This is a genomic window from Streptomyces sp. NRRL B-24484, assembly GCF_000717715.1.
Taxonomy (GTDB): Bacteria; Actinomycetota; Actinomycetes; order Streptomycetales; family Streptomycetaceae; genus Kitasatospora.
In genome coordinates this window covers 37,308-54,912 of sequence record NZ_JOAI01000033.1, presented here as the reverse complement: position 1 = coordinate 54,912, position 17,605 = coordinate 37,308, and the positions used below count along the sequence as shown (strand labels likewise).

At 74.8% G+C, this 17,605-nt stretch carries 13 protein-coding genes and 4 tRNA genes; 7 read left to right on the top strand and 10 right to left on the bottom strand.

All coding sequences use genetic code 11. The features are described from left to right. Positions 1-74 precede the first annotated feature (74 nt). Both IE98_RS0126620 and IE98_RS43145 read left to right on the top strand, forming a co-directional pair. Positions 75-503 carry a globin family protein gene (locus tag IE98_RS0126620; RefSeq protein ID WP_052391002.1) on the top strand — a complete coding sequence of 143 codons (429 nt, stop codon included), beginning with the start codon at positions 75-77 and terminating at the stop codon, positions 501-503. Between the two features lie 10 nt (positions 504-513). Next, the gene (locus tag IE98_RS43145) at positions 514-1,713 is read left to right on the top strand and encodes a globin domain-containing protein (RefSeq protein WP_052391001.1); all 1,200 of its coding nucleotides are present in this window, start codon (positions 514-516) and stop codon (positions 1,711-1,713) included. Positions 1,714-1,777: 64 nt separating this feature from the next. Here the strand turns inward: IE98_RS43145 and IE98_RS0126610 are convergent. The 3 genes from IE98_RS0126610 to IE98_RS0126600 all read right to left on the bottom strand — a co-directional run bounded on the left by IE98_RS0126610 (position 1,778) and on the right by IE98_RS0126600 (position 2,307). After that, positions 1,778-1,853, bottom strand: a tRNA-Arg gene (locus IE98_RS0126610). Positions 1,854-1,889: 36 nt separating this feature from the next. Beyond that, a tRNA-Arg gene (locus tag IE98_RS0126605) sits at positions 1,890-1,965 on the bottom strand. Positions 1,966-2,216: 251 nt separating this feature from the next. Next, a tRNA-Ser gene (locus tag IE98_RS0126600) sits at positions 2,217-2,307 on the bottom strand. A 232-nt stretch (positions 2,308-2,539) separates the two neighbouring features. On the opposite strand from IE98_RS0126600, the gene IE98_RS0126595 reads away from it, so the two are divergent. Then, a complete protein-coding gene (locus IE98_RS0126595; RefSeq protein WP_030273156.1) occupies positions 2,540-5,752 on the top strand; it encodes a PAS domain-containing protein in 3,213 nt (1,070 codons plus the stop codon). A 7-nt stretch (positions 5,753-5,759) separates the two neighbouring features. Here the strand turns inward: IE98_RS0126595 and IE98_RS0126590 are convergent, their stop codons facing one another. After that, positions 5,760-6,296 carry a DUF4396 domain-containing protein gene (locus IE98_RS0126590; protein ID WP_030273155.1) on the bottom strand — a complete coding sequence of 179 codons (537 nt, stop codon included), beginning with the start codon at positions 6,294-6,296 and terminating at the stop codon, positions 5,760-5,762. 89 nt (positions 6,297-6,385) lie between these two features. Then, a complete protein-coding gene (locus IE98_RS0126585; RefSeq protein WP_030273154.1) occupies positions 6,386-8,044 on the bottom strand; it encodes a long-chain fatty acid--CoA ligase in 1,659 nt (552 codons plus the stop codon). A gap of 189 nt (positions 8,045-8,233) precedes the next feature. Here IE98_RS0126585 and IE98_RS0126580 point away from each other — a divergent pair, with 189 nt between their 5' ends. Beyond that, positions 8,234-8,992 carry a group II truncated hemoglobin gene (locus tag IE98_RS0126580; protein ID WP_030273153.1) on the top strand — a complete coding sequence of 253 codons (759 nt, stop codon included), beginning with the start codon at positions 8,234-8,236 and terminating at the stop codon, positions 8,990-8,992. A gap of 19 nt (positions 8,993-9,011) precedes the next feature. Here IE98_RS0126580 and IE98_RS0126575 read toward each other — a convergent pair whose 3' ends face one another. Then, on the bottom strand, positions 9,012-9,917 hold the full coding sequence (locus IE98_RS0126575; protein ID WP_052391000.1) for a DUF1906 domain-containing protein: 906 nt from the start codon (positions 9,915-9,917) through the stop codon (positions 9,012-9,014). A gap of 141 nt (positions 9,918-10,058) precedes the next feature. Between IE98_RS0126575 and IE98_RS0126570 the strand changes: the two genes are divergently transcribed. Beyond that, complete coding sequence (locus IE98_RS0126570) at positions 10,059-11,153, top strand: EamA family transporter (RefSeq protein ID WP_234443681.1); 1,095 nt, start codon at positions 10,059-10,061, stop codon at positions 11,151-11,153. 439 nt (positions 11,154-11,592) lie between these two features. On the opposite strand, the gene IE98_RS0126565 is transcribed toward IE98_RS0126570, so the two are convergent. Then, positions 11,593-12,957 carry an FAD-binding oxidoreductase gene (locus IE98_RS0126565; protein ID WP_030273147.1) on the bottom strand — a complete coding sequence of 455 codons (1,365 nt, stop codon included), beginning with the start codon at positions 12,955-12,957 and terminating at the stop codon, positions 11,593-11,595. Positions 12,958-13,124: 167 nt separating this feature from the next. Then, a complete protein-coding gene (locus tag IE98_RS0126560; RefSeq protein WP_030273145.1) occupies positions 13,125-13,742 on the bottom strand; it encodes a hypothetical protein in 618 nt (205 codons plus the stop codon). Between the two features lie 358 nt (positions 13,743-14,100). On the opposite strand from IE98_RS0126560, the gene IE98_RS0126555 reads away from it, so the two are divergent. Further along, entirely contained in the window at positions 14,101-15,045 is a 945-nt protein-coding gene (locus IE98_RS0126555) for a hypothetical protein (protein ID WP_063749007.1), read from the top strand. A gap of 108 nt (positions 15,046-15,153) precedes the next feature. Further along, positions 15,154-15,543, top strand: a complete 390-nt coding sequence (locus IE98_RS0126550) for a peptidase inhibitor family I36 protein (RefSeq protein WP_043175178.1) — start codon at positions 15,154-15,156, stop codon at positions 15,541-15,543. A 168-nt stretch (positions 15,544-15,711) separates the two neighbouring features. Here IE98_RS0126550 and IE98_RS0126545 read toward each other — a convergent pair. Together IE98_RS0126545 and IE98_RS0126540 are read right to left on the bottom strand one after the other, a co-directional pair. Continuing rightward, positions 15,712-15,797, bottom strand: a tRNA-Ser gene (locus tag IE98_RS0126545). Positions 15,798-15,887: 90 nt separating this feature from the next. Then, on the bottom strand, positions 15,888-17,558 hold the full coding sequence (locus IE98_RS0126540; protein WP_030273140.1) for a S1C family serine protease: 1,671 nt from the start codon (positions 17,556-17,558) through the stop codon (positions 15,888-15,890). Positions 17,559-17,605 lie beyond the last annotated feature (47 nt).

Below are 17,605 nucleotides of genomic sequence, written 5' to 3'. Positions count from 1 at the left end.
GCCGCCCGGGGCTCTCCGATCACGTCCCGAGGCACCCTGTTCGACATGACGGACCGTCAGTAGAGTCGGCCCACGTGAGCATCGACCCCATACTCGTGAAGAGCAGTTTCGCCGCCGTCGAGCCCCACGGCACCGAGGTGACGGCCTGGTTCTACCAACACCTCTTCGAACACCACCCGGCCGTCCGGCCGCTGTTCGCCGAACACCTGGACGACCAGCAGGACCGACTGTTCGCCGCGCTCGGCGCGCTGGTCGAGCACCTGGAGGACACCGACACCCTGGTCGGCATCCTCACCGACCTCGGCCGGCGGCACGCCGGCTACGGCGCCCTGCCGGAGCACTTCCCGGCGGTGGGCGTCAGCCTGCTCGCCACCCTGCGGCACTTCGCCGGCGACGCCTGGTCGCCGCAGGCGGAGGCGGCCTGGGCGGCGGTCTACGGCGTGGTCGCGGACACCATGGGACGGGCGCTGGTGGCCGCCGGCCCGGCCGGGGCGGACGGGTGAGGACGCGCAGGTGGCCTTCGACCCCGCGGTCCTGCGGGCCGGCCTCGCGGTGGTCGAACGCCGCGCCGACCAGCTGACCGCCTACTTCTACGCCCACCTGTTCGCCCACAACCCGGGTGTCCGCGCGCTCTTCCCCGAGCGGATGGAGGAGCAGCGCGACCGGCTGCTCGCCGCGATCACCCATCTGGTGCAGCGCCTGGACGAGCCCGAGCGGCTCGCCGGCTACCTCGCCGCCCTCGGCCGCGACCACCGCAAGTTCGGTGCCGGGCCCGAGCACTACCCGGCCGTGGGGGCGAGCCTGCTCGCCGCCCTGCGGCGGTTCGCCGGCTCCGCCTGGAGCGAGGAGCAGGAGAAGGCCTGGACGGAGGCGTGGACTGTGATCTCCCAGGCGATGATCGACGCCGCCGAGGCCGTCCCCGCCGGCACCCCGGCCTGTTGGCAGGCGGAGGTGGTGCGGCGGTGGCCCGCCGCCCCGGACGTGACGGTGCTCACCCTGGCGCCCGACCGCCCCTACCCCTTCGCCCCCGGCCAGTACCTCACCCTCTGTTCGCCGCGGGTGCCGCAGGTCTGGCGCCCGTACTCGATCGGCTGCGCGCCGCGCGCCGACGGCACCCTCGACGTGCACGTCCGCCGGGTGCCCGACGGCCTGCTGTCGCCCGTCCTGGTCGACGCGGTGCGGCCGGGCGAGCAGTTGCGCCTCGGGCCGCCGCTCGGCGCCGCGGTCCTCGACCCGGTCTCCCGCCGGCCGCTGCTGGCCGTGGCCGGGGGCACCGGCTGGGCCCAGGTCAAGGCGGTGGTCGAGGCGCTCGCCCGGGAGGGCACCCGGCCGGCCACCGTCCTGCTCGGCGCCCGGTGCGACGCCGACCACTACGACCTGGACGCGGTGCGCGACCTCGTCGAGCGGTACGTCCGGCTGGAGGTGGTGCTCGCCGCCCCCGCGGACGGGGCCGGTCGGGCCGAGGCGGTGGCGCTGCTGCACGCGGGACTCGACCGGCTCGGCGACTGCGCCGGACGGGACGTGCTGCTGAGCGGCCCGCCCGACCTGGCGCCGGCGGTCGCCGCCCGGCTGACCGCGCTCGGCGCGGACCCGTCGCTCGTCCGCCACGACCCGGTGCCGCGGACGCTGGACCGCAGCCGTCCGGCCAGCGCGGCGGAGCGCTTCCTGCAGCCGCGGGACATCGCCTGGATCAACCGCACCGAACTGGCCTGAGCCGCCCCGGAACGGGCGGCGACGACAACGACGAAGGCCCCGGACGATGTCCGGGGCCTTCGGGTGGTGCGCTCAGCAGGATTCGAACCTGCAACCTCTTGATCCGTAGTCAAGTGCTCTATCCGTTGAGCTATGAGCGCCTGGGCGATCCCCTGGAGGACCGCTGCGGCGGGTTGTGGTGCGCTCAGCAGGATTCGAACCTGCAACCTCTTGATCCGTAGTCAAGTGCTCTATCCGTTGAGCTATGAGCGCTCGCCCTGGCGGCTGGCCTCCGGGGCGGTGCGGGGACAACATTACATGACCGTCGACCGGGGGTGAAATCGATTGATCCCGGGCGCCCGCGGCGCCTCCCCGGGCACCTCCGGAGCCACCCCCGGGCACCCTCCGGACGCGCTCGGGGGCCGCGCCCGGGACGTGCTCTGCGGTGTGCCCGGGACGCACTCGGCGGTGCGCCGGGAAAAGCGAGAGCCCCGTCGACAGTGTCGACGGGGCTCTCCACGAGGCGGAGGCTGAGGGATTTGAACCCTCGATGGGCTTGAAGGCCCAAACCGCATTAGCAGTGCGGCGCCATAGACCGGACTAGGCGAAGCCTCCTCCACCCGGACCGCGACCGGAACCCCGGAAGCACTCCGTGCGCAAGTGATGATGCCACAGCCCACGGGCCCGACACCAACCACCGACAACGTTACTAGGCGGGTCGTCCACAGCGCAAAGAACAATGAGATACTGCCGGGGCCCGAGGAGAGCGCGAGCCGCGAGCGCCCGCCGTGACAACCAGCCGGCGAGCCCCGCCGACGTGGCCCAAGCCGTGAGGAGACCTGTCGACGTGAGCAGCAGGCCGACCCGAGGCGCTGCTCGCCTCGCCGCGATACTCGATGCGCTGCCCGACGCGCTGCTGCTGGTGAACAGCAACGGCACCGTGGTGGACGCGAACAAGGCCGCCGTGGAGGCCCTGCAGGCCCCCGGCACCTCGTTGGTCGGGCGGGGCGTGCTGGACCTCCTGCCCGAGTTCGACCCCAGCCGGATCCCCGGCTCGATGCGCCCGGCCACGACCGAGGCGGAGGGGCTGGACAAGCCGGTCCGGATGACCGCCCGGCGCACCGACGGCGGGACCTTCCCGGTCGAGGTGTCCGGCAACGACTTCACCGACGACGGCGCCGCCGGCGAGGGCCGCGGCTACGTCCCCTACGACCCGTACCGCGAGGGCTCGGGCCAGGACCTGCTGCTGCTGCTCGTCCGCGACCTGTCCGGCCGGCTCGGCGTCGAGGCGGAGCTGCGCCGGCAGCACAAGCAGACCGAGATGATCCTGCGGGCGGCGGCCGAGGGCGTGCTGGGCGTCGACCTCGACGGCCGGGTGGTCCTGGTCAACCCGGCGGCGGCGCACATACTCGACTACCGGGCCAGCGAGCTCGGCGGCCGGGAGCTGCACCCGCTGGTCCTGCACTCCCAGGCGGACGGCACTCCGGTCGCCGCGGAGAGCTCCGCCCTGATGGACACCCTGCTGTCCGGGCGCAAGCACCGGGTGCGCGGCGCCGTGCTGTGGCGCAAGGACGGCACCCCGGTCACCGTCGACCTCACCACCGCCCCCGTCCGGGACGGCGACCAGCTGGTCGGCGCGGTGATGACGTTCACCGACCGGACGAAGGAGCTCGCGCTCGTCGCCCGCAACGAGCACCTCACCGCCGTCCTGGAGACGGAGCTCGGCGACGCCCTCACCGCACTGCACCGCCGGATCGACGCGCTCGCCGCGGACCCGGCCGGGCAGCTGTGGCCGGAGGCCAACTGGACGCTGCGCCGGCTCGCCGACGAGTGCCGCCGGTTCGGCACCCTGATCGAGGGCGTGCTCGCCCACCAGGCCTTCGAGACCGCCGCGGAGAGCGGGCGGCAGCAGCTCAAGCGCAAGCCGGTCGGGCTGGACGCGGTCGTCCAGCGTGCGGTGGAGCACGCCGGCGAGCTGGTCGGCCCCGGGCGGGTGCGCTACTCGGTGCACGCGGCCGCCGTCGACGTGACCGCCGACCGCGAGCGGCTGGCCCGCGCGCTCGCCCACCTGGTCGCGGACGTCAGCGGCATCACGCCGTCGCTGGACGCGCCCGGGACGGGTGCGTCGCCGACCCTCGGCGTGCCGGCCCTGCCCCCGGTCGGCGGCGAGGCCCCGATGGTGGTGGTCGCGGCCGCGCAGCGCGGCGAGGTCGCCCGGATCGAGGTCCGCGGTCCGGCCCGGCGTTCCAGCCCCGTCCACCTGCCGATCGCGCGCGGCACGGTCGAGCGCCACGGCGGCGTGCTGCAGCGGCACGAGCTGCCCGGCGGCGCGGGGACGACCTACGTGGTCGAGCTGCCGCTCGACCCGGCGGCGGCGCGCGCGGCGGACCGGCCGAGCGTGCCCAAGGAGACCGACACCGCGATGCTGCCGGACCTCCCCGAGGTCCGGTCGGCCGAGCCGCGGGAGAACGGCCCGGCCGAGCCGGCCGGACGCAACCGGCAGGAGCCCGCCGACCACGACCGCAGCGGACCGGTCCCGCTCGGGCCGATGGCGGTCGCCCCGGTCGAGCAGGCACCGGAGCGCCGTGCCGCGGCCGCCGAGGGGGACACCCCGCCGGGCGGCGTGCCTGTGGACGCGGCCGCCCGCCCGGCGGCTGACGGCCCGTCGGAGCCGGCGTCCGGCGAGGAGTCCCGGCCGTCCCGGCGCCGCCGCCGGGCCGCGGCCGACGAGACCCCGGCCGGCGCCATCGCCCTGCCGGGGGTGCCGGAGCCCGGCCTGCCGGTCTACCCGGGTCTGGAGAACGCGCTGCCGGCCGGTCCGCCCGCCGTGGCCGCGCCGCCCGTGCAGCCGACCGGCCGCCGCCGCCGGCTGGCGGTGCCGGCCGAGCCGGAGCCGGCCGCGTCCGACGCCGCGCCGCAGCAGCCCGCCCCGGACGCCCTGCCGGTGCCGGCCGCCGCCGCACCGACGCCGGGTGCCGAACTCGAACCGGCCCGGCCCGCCGTGCCCGAGCCCGCCGTGCCCGTCCCGGCGCAGCCGCAGCCGGTCGGCAGCGGCCTCGGCGAGCTGAGCCCGCCGCGGCCGCTGCAGAACGCCTTCGCCGCGGCCTTCCCGAGTGCCTTCCCGCAGCCGGAGGCCGTCGCGAACGGCAACCGGCCCGGGGCCCCGGAGCTGCCGGCGCTGCCCGCGCCGACCCGGCCCGCGGAGCCGGCCGCCGCGAGCGCGCCGGAGCCGCGGACACCTCCCCGACCGCTGTCCGAGCTGGCCCCGGCCGGGGCGGCGCCCGTCCCCACCGACGAGCCGACCGTGCTGGTGCCGGCGATCGACGGCGGGCCGCGGCGGCTGCTGGTGTGGCCCGAGCCGGACGCCTCCACCAGGCAGGCACTGCAGGACCGCGGCTACCGGCCGGTGATCGTGCGCTCCCGGGAGGAGGTCGACGCGCAGGTGTCGGGCTTCCCCGCGGCGCTGTTCGTCGACCCGCTGACCGGGCCGATCACCCGCACCGCGCTGGAGTCGCTGCGCACCGCCGCGCTGAACCGGCGGGTGCCGGTGCTGGTCACGGCCGGTCTCGGGCAGGCCGCCCGGGACGCGGCGTACGGTGCCGACCCGGCGGTGCTGCTGCGGGCGCTGGCTCCGCGGGACAGCGAGAACCACGCCCCGCGGGTGCTGCTGGTGGAGTCCGACCCGGACGTCGCCGGTGCGATGATCGCCAGTCTGGAGCGGCGCGGCATGCACGTCGAGCACGCCCCGGACGAGAACGAGGCGGTGGCCCGGGCCAGCAGCGTCCAGCCGAACCTGGTGGTGATGGACCTGCAGCGGATCGAGCGCCGCCAGCTGGGGCTGCTGGACTGGCTGCGCGCCAACGACCGGCTGCACCGCACCCCGCTGGTCGTCTACACCACGGACGGCCTGGACCGGGAGGCCCTGCCGCGGCTGCGGACGGGCGAGGCCGTGCTGTTCCTCGCCGAGCGGTCGACGACCGAGGACGTGCAGTCCCGGATCGTCGACCTGCTCGGCCGGATCGGCTCCCTCTCGGAGGCCGGTACGGTCGCCGGCGGCTGACGCCGGCTCAGTGGTGGGCGTGGGCCGCCGCGTGGCCCCGCCCGCGGGAGATCAGCCAGTGGTTGACCGGCACGGTGAGGGCGAAGGCGATCACCAGGGAGAGCAGCAGGGACGCCCAGAACAGCGGCCTGCCGAGTCCGGCGTCCATGGCGCCGGGGACGGTGACCATGACGGTGTTGTCGATCAGTTCCATGACCAGGATCGACACGGTGTCGGCGGCGAGCGCGACCTTCAGGGCCGCGCCGAGCGGCAGCCCGGCCCGGCGCACGCCGTACATGGTGAGGGCGTAGCCGAGGACGAAGGCCAGCGCGACCGAGAGCACGACGGTGGCGCCGTTGTGCAGGCCGAGGGCGGTGCCGACGACCATGCCGAGGATCTCGCCGGCGGCACAGCCGGTGAGGCAGTGCAGGGTGGCCCGGACGGCGGTGGACCAGCCGGATCCGCGGTCGGCGGCCTGCTGTCCGTGCCCGTGGTGCGGGTGTTCCCGGTGCTCGTGGTACTCGGTGGAATGGTGCTCGGCGGTGTGGTGCGGGTGGTGCTCCATGGTGCGGGCTCCTCTCCCCTCGCGGGTTCCACCGGGAGGAACGACATACCCCCCGGGGGTATTCCCGCGAGGGGAGAGGAGCCCGTCCGTCACTCCTTGCCGAGCGTCGTGACGGCGAGGCGGTCCGCGGCGTAGTCGGCCCGGATCACCTTCTTGTCGAACTTGCCGACCGAGGTCTTCGGGACGGCCTCGACGATCGACCAGCGCTCCGGCAGCTGCCAGGAGGCGACCCGCCCGGCCAGGAAGGCGCGCAGTTCGCGCAGGTCTGCGGTGGCGCCGGGGCGCAGCACCACGGTGGCCAGCGGGCGCTCGCCCCACTTCTCGTCCGGCACGGCGACCACGGCGGCCTCGGCGACCTGCGGGTGGGCCATCAGGTGGTTCTCCAGCTCGACCGAGGAGATCCACTCACCGCCGGACTTGATGACGTCCTTGGCGCGGTCGGTGAGGGTGAGGTAGCCGTCCGGGGTGATGGTGCCGACGTCGCCGGTGCGCAGCCAGCCGTCCTCGCTGAACTTGTCCTCGGGGCGTTCCGGCTCGTGTCCGGCGCCGCCGAAGTAGGCGCCGGCGATCCACGGGCCGCGGACCTCCAGCTCGCCGGCGGCCCGGCCGTCGTGCGGCATCCGCTCGCCGCCGGGGCCGATCAGCCGGGCCTCGACGGAGGCCGGGAAGAGGCCCTGGGTGAGCCGGTAGGGCCACTCCTCCTCGGCGGTGAGGCCGCCCGGCGGCAGCGAGAAGGTGCCGAGCGGGGAGGTCTCGGTCATCCCCCAGGCGTGCACCACGTTGATGCCGTGGCGGTCCTCGAAGGCCTTCATCAGGGCGGGCGGGCAGGCGGAGCCGCCGATGACCACCATGCGCAGGCTGGAGGTGTCGTACGAGCCGGCGTCGAGCTCGTCGAGCAGGCCGGTCCAGATGGTCGGGACGGCGGCGCTGACGGTGGGCCGTACCCGGTCGATCATCTCGGCGAGCGGCCTGGGCTGCAGGTGGCGGTCGGGCATCAGCAGGTTCGCGCCGGACATGAAGGCGGTGTGCGGCACGCCCCAGGCGTTGACGTGGAACATCGGCACGACCGGCAGGGCGGTGTCCCGGGCGGTGAGGCCGAAGCTGTCGGCGGCCATGACCTGGAGGCAGTGCAGGTAGACCGAGCGGTGGCTGTAGACGACGCCCTTGGGGTCGCCGGTGGTGCCGGAGGTGTAGCAGAGGGCGGCGGCCCGCTGCTCGTCGAGCTCGGGCCAGGGGTAGTCGGTCGGGCGGCCGGCGATCAGGTCCTCGTACTCGTGGACGGTGCCGGCGAAGCCGTCGAGCAGCGAGCGGTCGCCCTCGCCGCTGACCACGATGTGCCGGAGGGTGTCGGCGAGCTGTCCGAGCACGCCGGCGAGCAGCGGCAGCACGCTGCCGTTGACGACGATCACGTGGTCGGCGGCGTGGTTGACGATGTAGGCCAGCTGCTGGGCGGGCAGCCGGAGGTTGAGGGTGTGCAGCACGGCACCCATCGACGGGACCGCGAGGTAGGCCTCCAGGTGCTCCGCGTTGTTCCACATCAGGGTGGCCACCCGCTGGTCGCCGGTGACGCCGAGCTCGTCGCGCAGGGCGTGGGCGAGCTGGGCGGCGCGGGCGCCGACCTCGGCGTAGCTGCGGACCACCGGGCCGGTGCCGTCCCAGGTGGTCACGGTGGAGCGGCCGTGGACGGTCGACCCGTGCGCCAGGATCCGGGCGACGGTGAGCGGTACGTCCTGCATGGTGCTGAACACGCGGGTCCTCCTTGACCGGTGGTGGGTCTCGCGGGCGCCGACTCGCAAGTAGTCGCCGCTGACGTGCCGATTCTTTCCCCGGCCGGGGCCCGGTGTCAGCATCCGTGGCGGAGTTGAGACCAGCGTCTCCGGGGCCGGCCGGACGGCGGCGCGGTTGCCCCGTGCGGCGGGCCGCGCTTCAGTCGTGCCATGACCGTCGAGTACATCCGGTACCGGCTCGCCGGGCCGCAGCACCGTGCCGCCTTCGAGGCCGCCTGCCGCCGGGCGGTGGCCGGCCTCGGCGGCGCCGGGGAGTGCGTCGACTACGCGCTGGAGCGCTCGGCCGGCGATCCGGACGGCTACCGGCTGCGGATCCGCTGGACCTCCGACGAGGGACGCCGGGCGTTCTGGGAGGGCCGGGAGGGCGAGGCCCTCGTCGAGGCGGTCGCGCCGTACGCGGAGCCGGCCGGGATGTCGGTGGAGGAGGCGACGCCGGTGGCCGGGCGCGGCGGCTCGACCCCGACGCTCTACGCCTGGGCGGGCGGCGCGCCCGCACTGGAGCGGCTGTTCACCCGCTTCTACGAGCGGGTGGACGAGGACGCGCTGCTGGCGCCGGTCTTCGCCGGCAAGGACCCGGCCCACGCGCAGCACGTCGCGGCCTGGCTGGGCGAGGTGTTCGGCGGGCCGCCGCGGTACAGCACGGAGCACGGCGGGCACCGCCGCATGGCCTCCCGGCACCTCGGCCGGGGGATCACCGAGGAGCAGCGCCGCAGGTGGATCGCGCTGCTGACCGACACCGCGGACGAGGTCGGGCTGCCGGACGACCCGGAGTTCCGCGCGGTGCTGGCGCACTACCTGGAGTGGGGCACCCGGATGGCGGTGCTCTACTCCGGGCCGAATCCGCCGCCGCTGCCCGAGGCTCCGGTGCCGCACTGGGACTGGGGGATCACCCCGCCGTACCGGGGCTGAGCCGGGCGGGACGGCGTCCTCAGCCGACGAACGAGTCGAGCTCGTCGCGGTCGACGGTGAGGGCGTTGCCGCCGTAGGACTCCTGGACGTTCCCGCGGTGCTGGTGGATCCGGCCGTGGTCGGTCCAGAGGTCGGGGTTGAGGGCGCCGGCCCCGTCGGTGGTGTTGGCGTGGTCGTCCCAGCGGGCGTACCAGACGGCGTCCGGCAGCGGGGAGCTGCCGGCCCGGGCCGCGGCGGCCAGGTCGGCGATGCCGGACTCGGCGGAGGAGTAGAAGCCGGCCAGGTGGCCCGCGGCGTGCAGGGCCTGCGTCCATCCGACGGCGAAGTCGGTCACGGCCTGGCTGCAGCGGCTGTCGCCGCCCGGGTAGGCCTCGATGTCGAGGTAGACCGGGCTGCCGTCGCCGAAGCCCAGGGCGCGCATCGCGGTGACGGCCTCGGCCGCCTCCTGCTGCCCCTGGGCGACCGCCCGCGCGGGGTCGATGTGCCGGGGCTTGCTGCCGTTGGTGCTGCACGGCGCCTGCAGGCCGACGTGGGTGGGGACGAAGCGCCAGCCCATCTCGCGGGACTGCGCCACCCAGTCGGCGGTCAGCCGGGACTGGGCGCAGCCGCGCTGGGAGCCGCTCACGTAGATGCCGACCGCGCCGTACGGCGAGTCGTCCCACCAGGTCTGCATGGTGGCGAGCGACGGTGCGGTGCACGCGTCGAAGCCCGGGCCCTGGTAGAGCTCGCCGGCAGGCAGCCGGGCGCCGGAGGCGGGGTCGGCGGCCGGGTCGGCGAGGACGGTGCGGGTCAGCCGCGGCGCGGCCGGGAGCGGTGCGGTCGGGGCCGCCGGGGCGGGCGCGGCGGAGGCCGCGGGGGCGCCGACGGTGCCGAGCAGCAGGACGGAGGTGGCCGCGGCCAGCGCGGCGGTTCCCAAGGAGCGCACTTCACAGTCGTACTGACGGATCGTCGGACCCGTCCGTCAGGCGCGCGCCGCCCGGCCGCCGATTCACCCGACCGGTGGGCCCGTCCCGCATAGTGGTAACGGGTTTGCACCCTTGTCACTCCTTACGTCAGACTCGGCGGCATGTCCGCTGCCAACACCTTCGAGCCGCTCCGCGCGGCTCCCACCGGCGACGCCGTCGCCGACGCCTTCGCCATGCCGCCCTCCCCCAAGGGCGAGCCCGCCGGCGAGCGCGGTGGTTGGCGACGACGCGGCCCCGCCGCCGCTGCACCCCCGGACGGGGGCACGGGCACCACCCGGGCCGAACGGCACCGGCCACCGGCCGGCCGTCCCGGACGGACCACCACCCCGCAGCGGCGCCTGGGATCGATCCCGGCGCCGCTGCTCTGTGTGGCGGCCATGGTCACCTGCCAGCTCGGCATCGCCTCCTCCAAGTCGCTGTTCGGCGTGCTCGGCGTCGGCGGGGCCACCTTCCTGCGGCTGGCCGTGGCCGCGGTGGTCCTGCTCGCCGCCACCCGGCCCCGGCTCCGCGGCCGCAGCCGGCGCGACCTGGCCTCGGCCGTGCTGCTCGGCTTCGCCTCCGCCGGGATGACCCTGCTGTTCGCGGGCGCGACCGACCGGCTGCCGATGGGCACCGCCTCGACCATCGAGTTCCTCGGCCCGCTCGCCGTGGCCATCGCCCTCTCCCGCCGGGCGAGCCACCTGCTGTGGGCGCTGCTCGCGGCGGGAGGCGTGGTGCTGCTCACCCTGCTCGGCGAGGGCTCCGGCGGCGCGGCCCTCGACCCGGTCGGCCTCGGCTACGCCTTCGGCGCGGCCGCCTGCTACGCCGGGTACATCCTGTTCACCGACAAGGTGGGCGCGGTGTTCAAGGGCTTCGAGGGGCTGGCCGTCTCCTTCACGGTCGCCGCGCTGGCCGTCGCGCCCTTCGGTGCGGCTCCGGCCTGGCACGGGCTCGCCGCCGCTCCGTCGCCCGCCCTGGTGCTGCTCGCGGTCGGCGGGGTGGCACTGCTCTTCCCGGTGGTTCCGTACGCGCTGGAGATGACCGCCCTGCGGCGGATGCCGCAGCGGGTGTTCAGCGTGCTGGTGAGCCTGGACCCGGCGGTCAGCGCCCTGGTCGGGCTGGTCGTGCTGGGGCAGCTGCTCGGCGGGGTGCAGCTGGCCGGCATCGGCTGCGTGGTCGCGGCCAGTGTGGGGGCCACGCTGACGGTGCGGCGCTGACGGCGCGGCCGTCGGCGGATCGAGGGGCGGGCGGTGCCGTGTCGGCACCGCCCTCCCGTCGGGCTGCGGAGACCCTTTCCGTGCCCTGGTGTCCGTGCCCCCGGCCGCCTGTCGGCCGCTCACCGCTCGGCGCCCCCGCCGGCGGATGGTGCGGCCGTTGTTCTCGGGCCGTCCGGGGTGTCGGCTCAGTCCGCGGCGGCCGCCGGGGTGCAGGTCCGGTGCGGCGCGGTGAAGCTCTCCATGCATGTCCTCCGTGGCCTTGATCGTCGGCGGGGCCCGCCGGAGAGAAGACTCCCGCAACAAGTCGACAAAGGCATAGCTCGACGTACCCTTTTCGCCCTTTAGCGTGATGTCGGGTCGGACTTCCGCAGCTAGGCCGTGCGCTGCCGCCTCCGCCGGGGGCGCACGGGACCGTCCGCACGCCCCTGCCGGGCGGGGTTCAGAGCGCCTTGCCCGGGTTGAGGATGCCGAGCGGGTCGAAGACCGCCTTGATCTGCCGCTGGAGCTCCAGCCCGACCGGACCGATCTCGCGGGCCAGCCACTCCCGCTTGAGCAGGCCGATGCCGTGCTCGCCGGTGACCGTGCCGCCGAGCTCCAGTCCGAGCGCCATGATCTCGTCGAAGGAGGCCCGGGCCCGGACGGTCTCGTCCGGGTCGGCGGAGTCGAAGATCACCACCGGGTGGGTGTTGCCGTCCCCCGCGTGGCTGACCACTCCGATCGTCAGCCGGTGGCGTTCGGCGATCGCGGCGACGCCGTCCAGCATCTCGCCCAGCCGGGAGCGCGGCACCGCCACGTCGTCGATCATCGTGGTGCCGAGCCGCTCCATCGCGGGCAGCGACAGCCGGCGGGCCTCCAGCAGCATGTCCGACTCGGCCTGGTCCTCGGCCGGGACGACCTCGCTCGCGCCGGCCTCCCGGCACAGCCGGGCCACCTCGGCCAGCTCGGCCTCCTTCGCCGGGCCGTCGAAGGCGACCAGCAGCAGTGCCCGGGTCGACTCCGGCAGCCCCATCCGGGCCATCGCGTTGACCGCGCGGACGGTCGTCGCGTCCATCAGCTCCATCAGCGAGGGCACGTGGCCCCCCGCCATCACCGCGCAGACGGCGGCGCTCGCCGACCCGGTGCTGGGGAACTCCGCCGCCAGCGCGAGCTGCGGGGCGGGGGCGGGCCGCAGCGCCACCACTGCGCGCACCACCACCCCGAGGGTGCCCTCGGAGCCGACCAGCAGCCGGGTCAGGTCGTAGCCGGCGACGCCCTTGGCCGTCCGGCGGCCGGTGCTCAGCAGCCGGCCGTCCGCCAGCACCACGTCGAGGCCGAGCACGTACTCGGCGGTCACGCCGTACTTCACGCAGCAGAGGCCGCCGGCGCCGGTGCCGATGTTGCCGCCGATGGTGCAGGACTCCCAGCTGGACGGGTCCGGCGGATAGGCGAGGCCGTGACCGGCGGCGGCCCGCGAGAGCTCGGCGTTCACCACGCCCGGCTCGACGACGGCGAGCCGGTCGACCGGGTCGATCTCCAGGATCCGGTTCATCTTCACCATCGACAGCACGATGCAGCCGTCCACGGCGTTCGCCCCGCCGGACAGGCCGGTGCGGGCGCCCTGCGGGACCACCGGTACCCGCAGTTCGGTGGCGGTGCGGAGCACGTGCTGCACCTGCTCGACGGTCTCCGGGAAGACCACCACGGCCGGCGACCCGGCCTCGCAGAACCCGGCCATGTCGCGGGCGTACGCGGCGACCACGTCCGGATCGACGGCGACCGCCGCCTCCGGGAGCCCCGACACCAGCCGGTCGACCAGATCACCCACGGCAGCCTCCGCCTCTCGCGCGTCCCGTCCGCTCTGCACTCTGCCCCCGTCGGGCGGGCGCGGCAAGGACGGTGCGCAAAGACCGATCGGCACCCCTGACGGACGGTCAGGGGTGCCGGAGCGGCGGAGCCGCCCGGCGCGGCGGCGGGTCTCTTCGCCGGTCGGACTCAGCCGTGGTCGGCGGGCCGGTCCAGGAGGACCACCTCGAACTCCTCCAGGCTGCGGACGCTGACGCCGGCCGCCGGGGCGTTCGCGGCCCGCAGGGCGGCCTGCGGGCCGCGCGAGGCGTCCAGGGCGGCGCGGTCGCGGAAGATCGTGCCGACCGAGGCGCGGCCCTCCGTGCGGTTCACCAGCAGGGTGGCCGAGACGAAGCCGTCCAGCTGCCCCATCCCGGGCAGCATCGTGGCGCGGAACCGCTCGACCAGGCCGTCGATCCGGGCCGGGTCGACGTCAGCACGCACCATCCGGAACCCGGCGCCGGGCGAGGCCGGGGCGGGCGGGCTGAAGGCCGCCGCCTCCCAGACGTCCACGGCGACCGTGCCCGCGAACGGCGCCAGCAGGGCGGCCCGGCGGGCCTTCAGCGCCTCGTCGCTGTCGCGCTGGGCCTGCTCGCTCTCCCACCAGGACCCCATGGCGATCTTCCCGACCGTCCGGTCGGCGAACAGGCCGTAGCCGCGGTAGCCGGGGCGGCCGGTGAGCAGGCCCAGGGCCTCGGCGCGCAGCGCGTCGAGCGCCTCGTCGATCCGGGCGGGGTCACCGGTGGCGTAGAGGGTGCGGACGTACATGGAGGTCTTCCTGTCGTCGGCCCGGCACCCGGCACGGCGCCGGGTACGGGCACGGCATACGTCCATCGGACGGCGCCGGCCCGCTCCGGGCAACGCGGGAGACCCGTCCGGGGGCGGGACCCGCCCCTTCCCGGGGTCGGTGCTCCGGCCCGGGCGCCGAGGCTCCCGGCCGGCGGCGCCGGGCACGACGGGCGCGCGACCGCCGCGATACCTCCACGCACCACGATGGCGTCCAGGGCGAGGGCTCACCCGGCGGCCCCCTGCCAACGGACCGGAAGAGGACGCGGGACGAGATGCGGATGATGTGCAAGCAGCTGGCCACGGGTCCGACGGTGACCGCGATCGGGGCTGTCCGCGTATGAGTTCCGCCGTGCATCAGCGATCGACCGGCAGGGGTGTGCGGGTGGGGCTGGCCGGGCTGGCCGGGCTCATGTGCCTCGCGCTGGCCGGTTGTTCGTCGTCCGGGCGGCCGGCCGCAGCGGCGGTGCCGACCACGCGGTCGCCGTCCGCGCTCCCGGCCGGTGCTGATCTGCATCTTCCCGTCGAGCCGTATCTGTTCTCCGAGGCGGAGGCGGAGAAGCTGACCAGGGCGGGAGCCGTGCTGCGCAAGGCGTGCATGCGGCGGTTCGGTCTCGACTACGCCGTCGGCCCCGCCGGCCCGCCGACCGGACCGCGCACGTTCATGGACCGCCGGTACGGCGTGACGGACCGGGCCGAGGTGGCGGCGAACGGCTACCACCTCGGCGACCGCGACCCGCACGCCCACCCGAGCCGCCCGCCGCAGTTCTCCGCCGAGCAGCAGCAGGTGCTCACCGGGCAGCTCCCGGGGAAGACCGCTGCGGACGAAACGAACCTCCGGGTCAACGGCGTACCGGTGCCACCCGGCGGCTGCTACGAGGAGGCGAGGCGCGGCCTGGCCGGCGCGGGGGAACTGGGCCCGAGCAGCGTGGCCCAGCAGGCCAACTTCCAGACCTTCAAGGCCAGCATGTCGGCGGCGCAGGTCACGAAGGCGTTCGAGGCGTGGTCCGGCTGCATGAAGAACAGGGGTTACTCCTACCCCAATCCGATGGATGCCATCGGCGACCGGCGCTTCCTGGGGGACTCACCCACGCCGCTGGAGCTCCAGGTGGCGACGGCCGACGTGATCTGCAAGCAGCAAGTGGATCTGATCGGCACCTGGTTCACGGTCGAGGCTTCCCTGCAGAAGGAACTGATCGCACGGCAGCAGGCGGAATTCACGGCGGCGCTCGCAGCGAAGACCGAGCAACTCGCCAAGGCCGACGCCGTGCTGCGCGATCGGTGAACCCAGTGGGCTGACACATTTTCACGTCCGGGCGCGCCCACCCTTCCCCAGGCACGCCGGGGGACTGCACCCACGCCCGGAACGTCCATGAAGAGAGGATCAAAAGAAGTGAAGCGTTCCCTCAAGCTCTCCGCAGTGGCCCTGGGCGCTGCCCTGCTCGTCCCCGGCCTCGCCACCGCCGCGCAGGCCGACACCCGCGACTGCCCGGAAGTCGAATTCTGCCTCTTCTACAACTCGAACCAGCAGGGCTCCCACATGGTGGTGCAGGACAGCACTCCCGACCTCGCCGGGTACACCTTCACCAGCCCCGGCAACGGCCGGGGCCAGCGCGTCAAGAACAACGCCGCATCGGCCGTCTCCAACGTGTGCGTGACGGTCACGGTGTTCTACAACTCGAACTACAGCGGCCCGAGCGACATGTTCAACTACCGCAATGCCAAGAACCTGGTCAACACGTACAACGAGAACGCCTCGGTGAAGTTCGCCCGCGACTGCTGAGCCCACCGGCGCGGCCCGGCTCGTCGGACGCCGGATCCGTTCCACGGGTGCTCCGCACGCCCTGACAGGAGGGGTGTCCGAGCGGGACGGTCCGGGACGGGAAACGCAGAGGGCGGGTACCGACTGGTGTCGGTACCCGCCCTCTGCCGGTACTCCGTACCTCACACGCGGAGGGTGTGGGATTTGAACCCACGGTGACCAGAGGCCACGACAGTTTTCAAGACTGTTCCCTTAGGCCGCTCGGGCAACCCTCCTGGCGGAGGCCAGCCTAACGGGTCGGAGCGGGTTCGGTGCACTCCGTTCACAGGGACGGGGTGCCCGGGGCCGGGTGACCCCGGGTCGGGTCAGTTGTCGCCCTTGCGCTCGCCGAGGACGACGACGGTCTTGGCGGTCTTGCCGTCGCGGGTGTACTCGACGTCGACCTTCTCGCCCGGCTTGTGCGTCCAGATCTCGGAGACCAGGGTCGGGCCGCTGTCGATCGGGATGCCGCCGAGCTTGGTGATGACGTCGCCGGGCTTGAGGCCGGCCTGGTCGGCGGGGCCGCCGGGGGTGACGGCCGGGGTGCCCTGGACGGCGTTGGTCTGGATCTGGGCGCCGTCGCCCTTGTAGTCGTCGTTGCGGAGCACGCCGAGGATGGCGTAGACCGGCTGGCCGTCCTTGATCAGCGTCTCGGCGACCCACTTGGCCTGGTTGATCGGGATCGCGAAGCCGAGGCCGATGGAGCCGGCCCGGCCGTTGCCGCTGGTGTTGGACTGGATCGCCGAGTTGATGCCGATCACCGCGCCGGAGGCGTTGAGCAGCGGGCCGCCGGAGTTGCCGGGGTTGATCGAGGCGTCGGTCTGCAGGGCGTTCATGTAGGACGCCTGCGCCCCCGTCTCGTCGCCGGAGGCGACCGGGCGGTCCTTGGCGCTGATGATGCCGGTGGTGACGGTGCCCTCGAGGCCGTACGGGGCGCCGATGGCGATGGTGGCGTCGCCGACCGCGACCTTGTCGGAGTCGCCGAGCGGCAGCGGGTTGAGCTTGTCCTTCGGCGGGTTGTCGAGCTTGATCACCGCGACGTCGTAGCCCTGGGCGCGGCCGACCACCGAGGCGGTGTAGGACGAGCCGTCGGAGAACTTCACCGTGAGCTTGCCGCCCGAGGCCGCCGGGGCGACCACGTGGTTGTTGGTGAGGATGTGGCCCTCGGTGTCGAAGACGAAGCCGGTGCCCGTGCCGGACTCCTGCGAGCCCTGCGCCTTGATGGTGACGGTGCTCGGCAGCGCCTTGGCGGCGATGCCGGCGACCGAGTCGGGGGCGCGGTCGGTGACCTTGCGGCTGTCGCTGACGCTGACCGTGGTGCTCGTCCGGCTGGTGCCGCCGGAGCTGTCGTCACCGGCGACCGCGGCGCCGATGGCACCGCCGGCCACGCCGGCGACCAGGGCGACCGCGGCGATCAGAGCGACCAGGCCGCCGCGCTTGCGACGCGGCGGCTGGCCGCCGACGGACGGGTACGGGTACCCGGGACCGCCGGGCTCACCCGGATTGCCGGGACCGCCGGGACCGCCCGCCGGGTGGCCCCAGCCGCCGACGGGGTGGCCGGCGCCGAACGGGTGGTGCACCTCGCCGGGCGGCATCGGCCCGGCCGGCGGCGGGGCCGCCGGGGTGCCGTACGGGTCGGTGGCCGCGGCGGGCGCCGCGTACGGGTTGGCCGGCTGCGGCTGCGGCTGCTCCGGGGCGGAGGCCACCGCGGGCGGCGGCGCGTCGACGTACCCGGAGCCGGCGGGGACGGCCGGCGGCGGCGCGTCCAGGTAGGACGGTGCCGCGGGGACGGCCGGCGGCGGCGCGTCGACGTACGGGGGTGCGGCCGGGGCCGGCTCGCTCAGCTTGGAGAGAGCGAGCGTGGGCGCGGACTCGACGACCGGCGACGGCCCGTCGGCCGCCGCGGTGTCAGGAGCCGGACCCACCGTGCGGGGCCCGCCGGAGGACAGCTGCTCCTCCTGCGGCCCGGTGGACCCACTCGCGTGCTCGTTGCTCACGGACGACCTCCATAGCTGACAGATCCTTGGCCCATAGTGTTTCGCAT

What these genes read in the sequence shown, in the direction of transcription:
- IE98_RS0126590 (WP_030273155.1), bottom strand. Translation starts at nt 6,296, where the DNA reads ATGGAGCACCACCCGCACCACACCGCCGAGCACCATTCCACCGAGTAC.
- IE98_RS0126580 (WP_030273153.1), top strand. Translation starts at nt 8,234, where the DNA reads ATGACCGTCGAGTACATCCGGTACCGGCTCGCCGGGCCGCAGCACCGT.
- IE98_RS0126555 (WP_063749007.1), top strand. Translation starts at nt 14,101, where the DNA reads ATGAGTTCCGCCGTGCATCAGCGATCGACCGGCAGGGGTGTGCGGGTG.
- IE98_RS0126560 (WP_030273145.1), bottom strand. Translation starts at nt 13,742, where the DNA reads ATGTACGTCCGCACCCTCTACGCCACCGGTGACCCCGCCCGGATCGAC.
- IE98_RS0126570 (WP_234443681.1), top strand. Translation starts at nt 10,059, where the DNA reads ATGTCCGCTGCCAACACCTTCGAGCCGCTCCGCGCGGCTCCCACCGGC.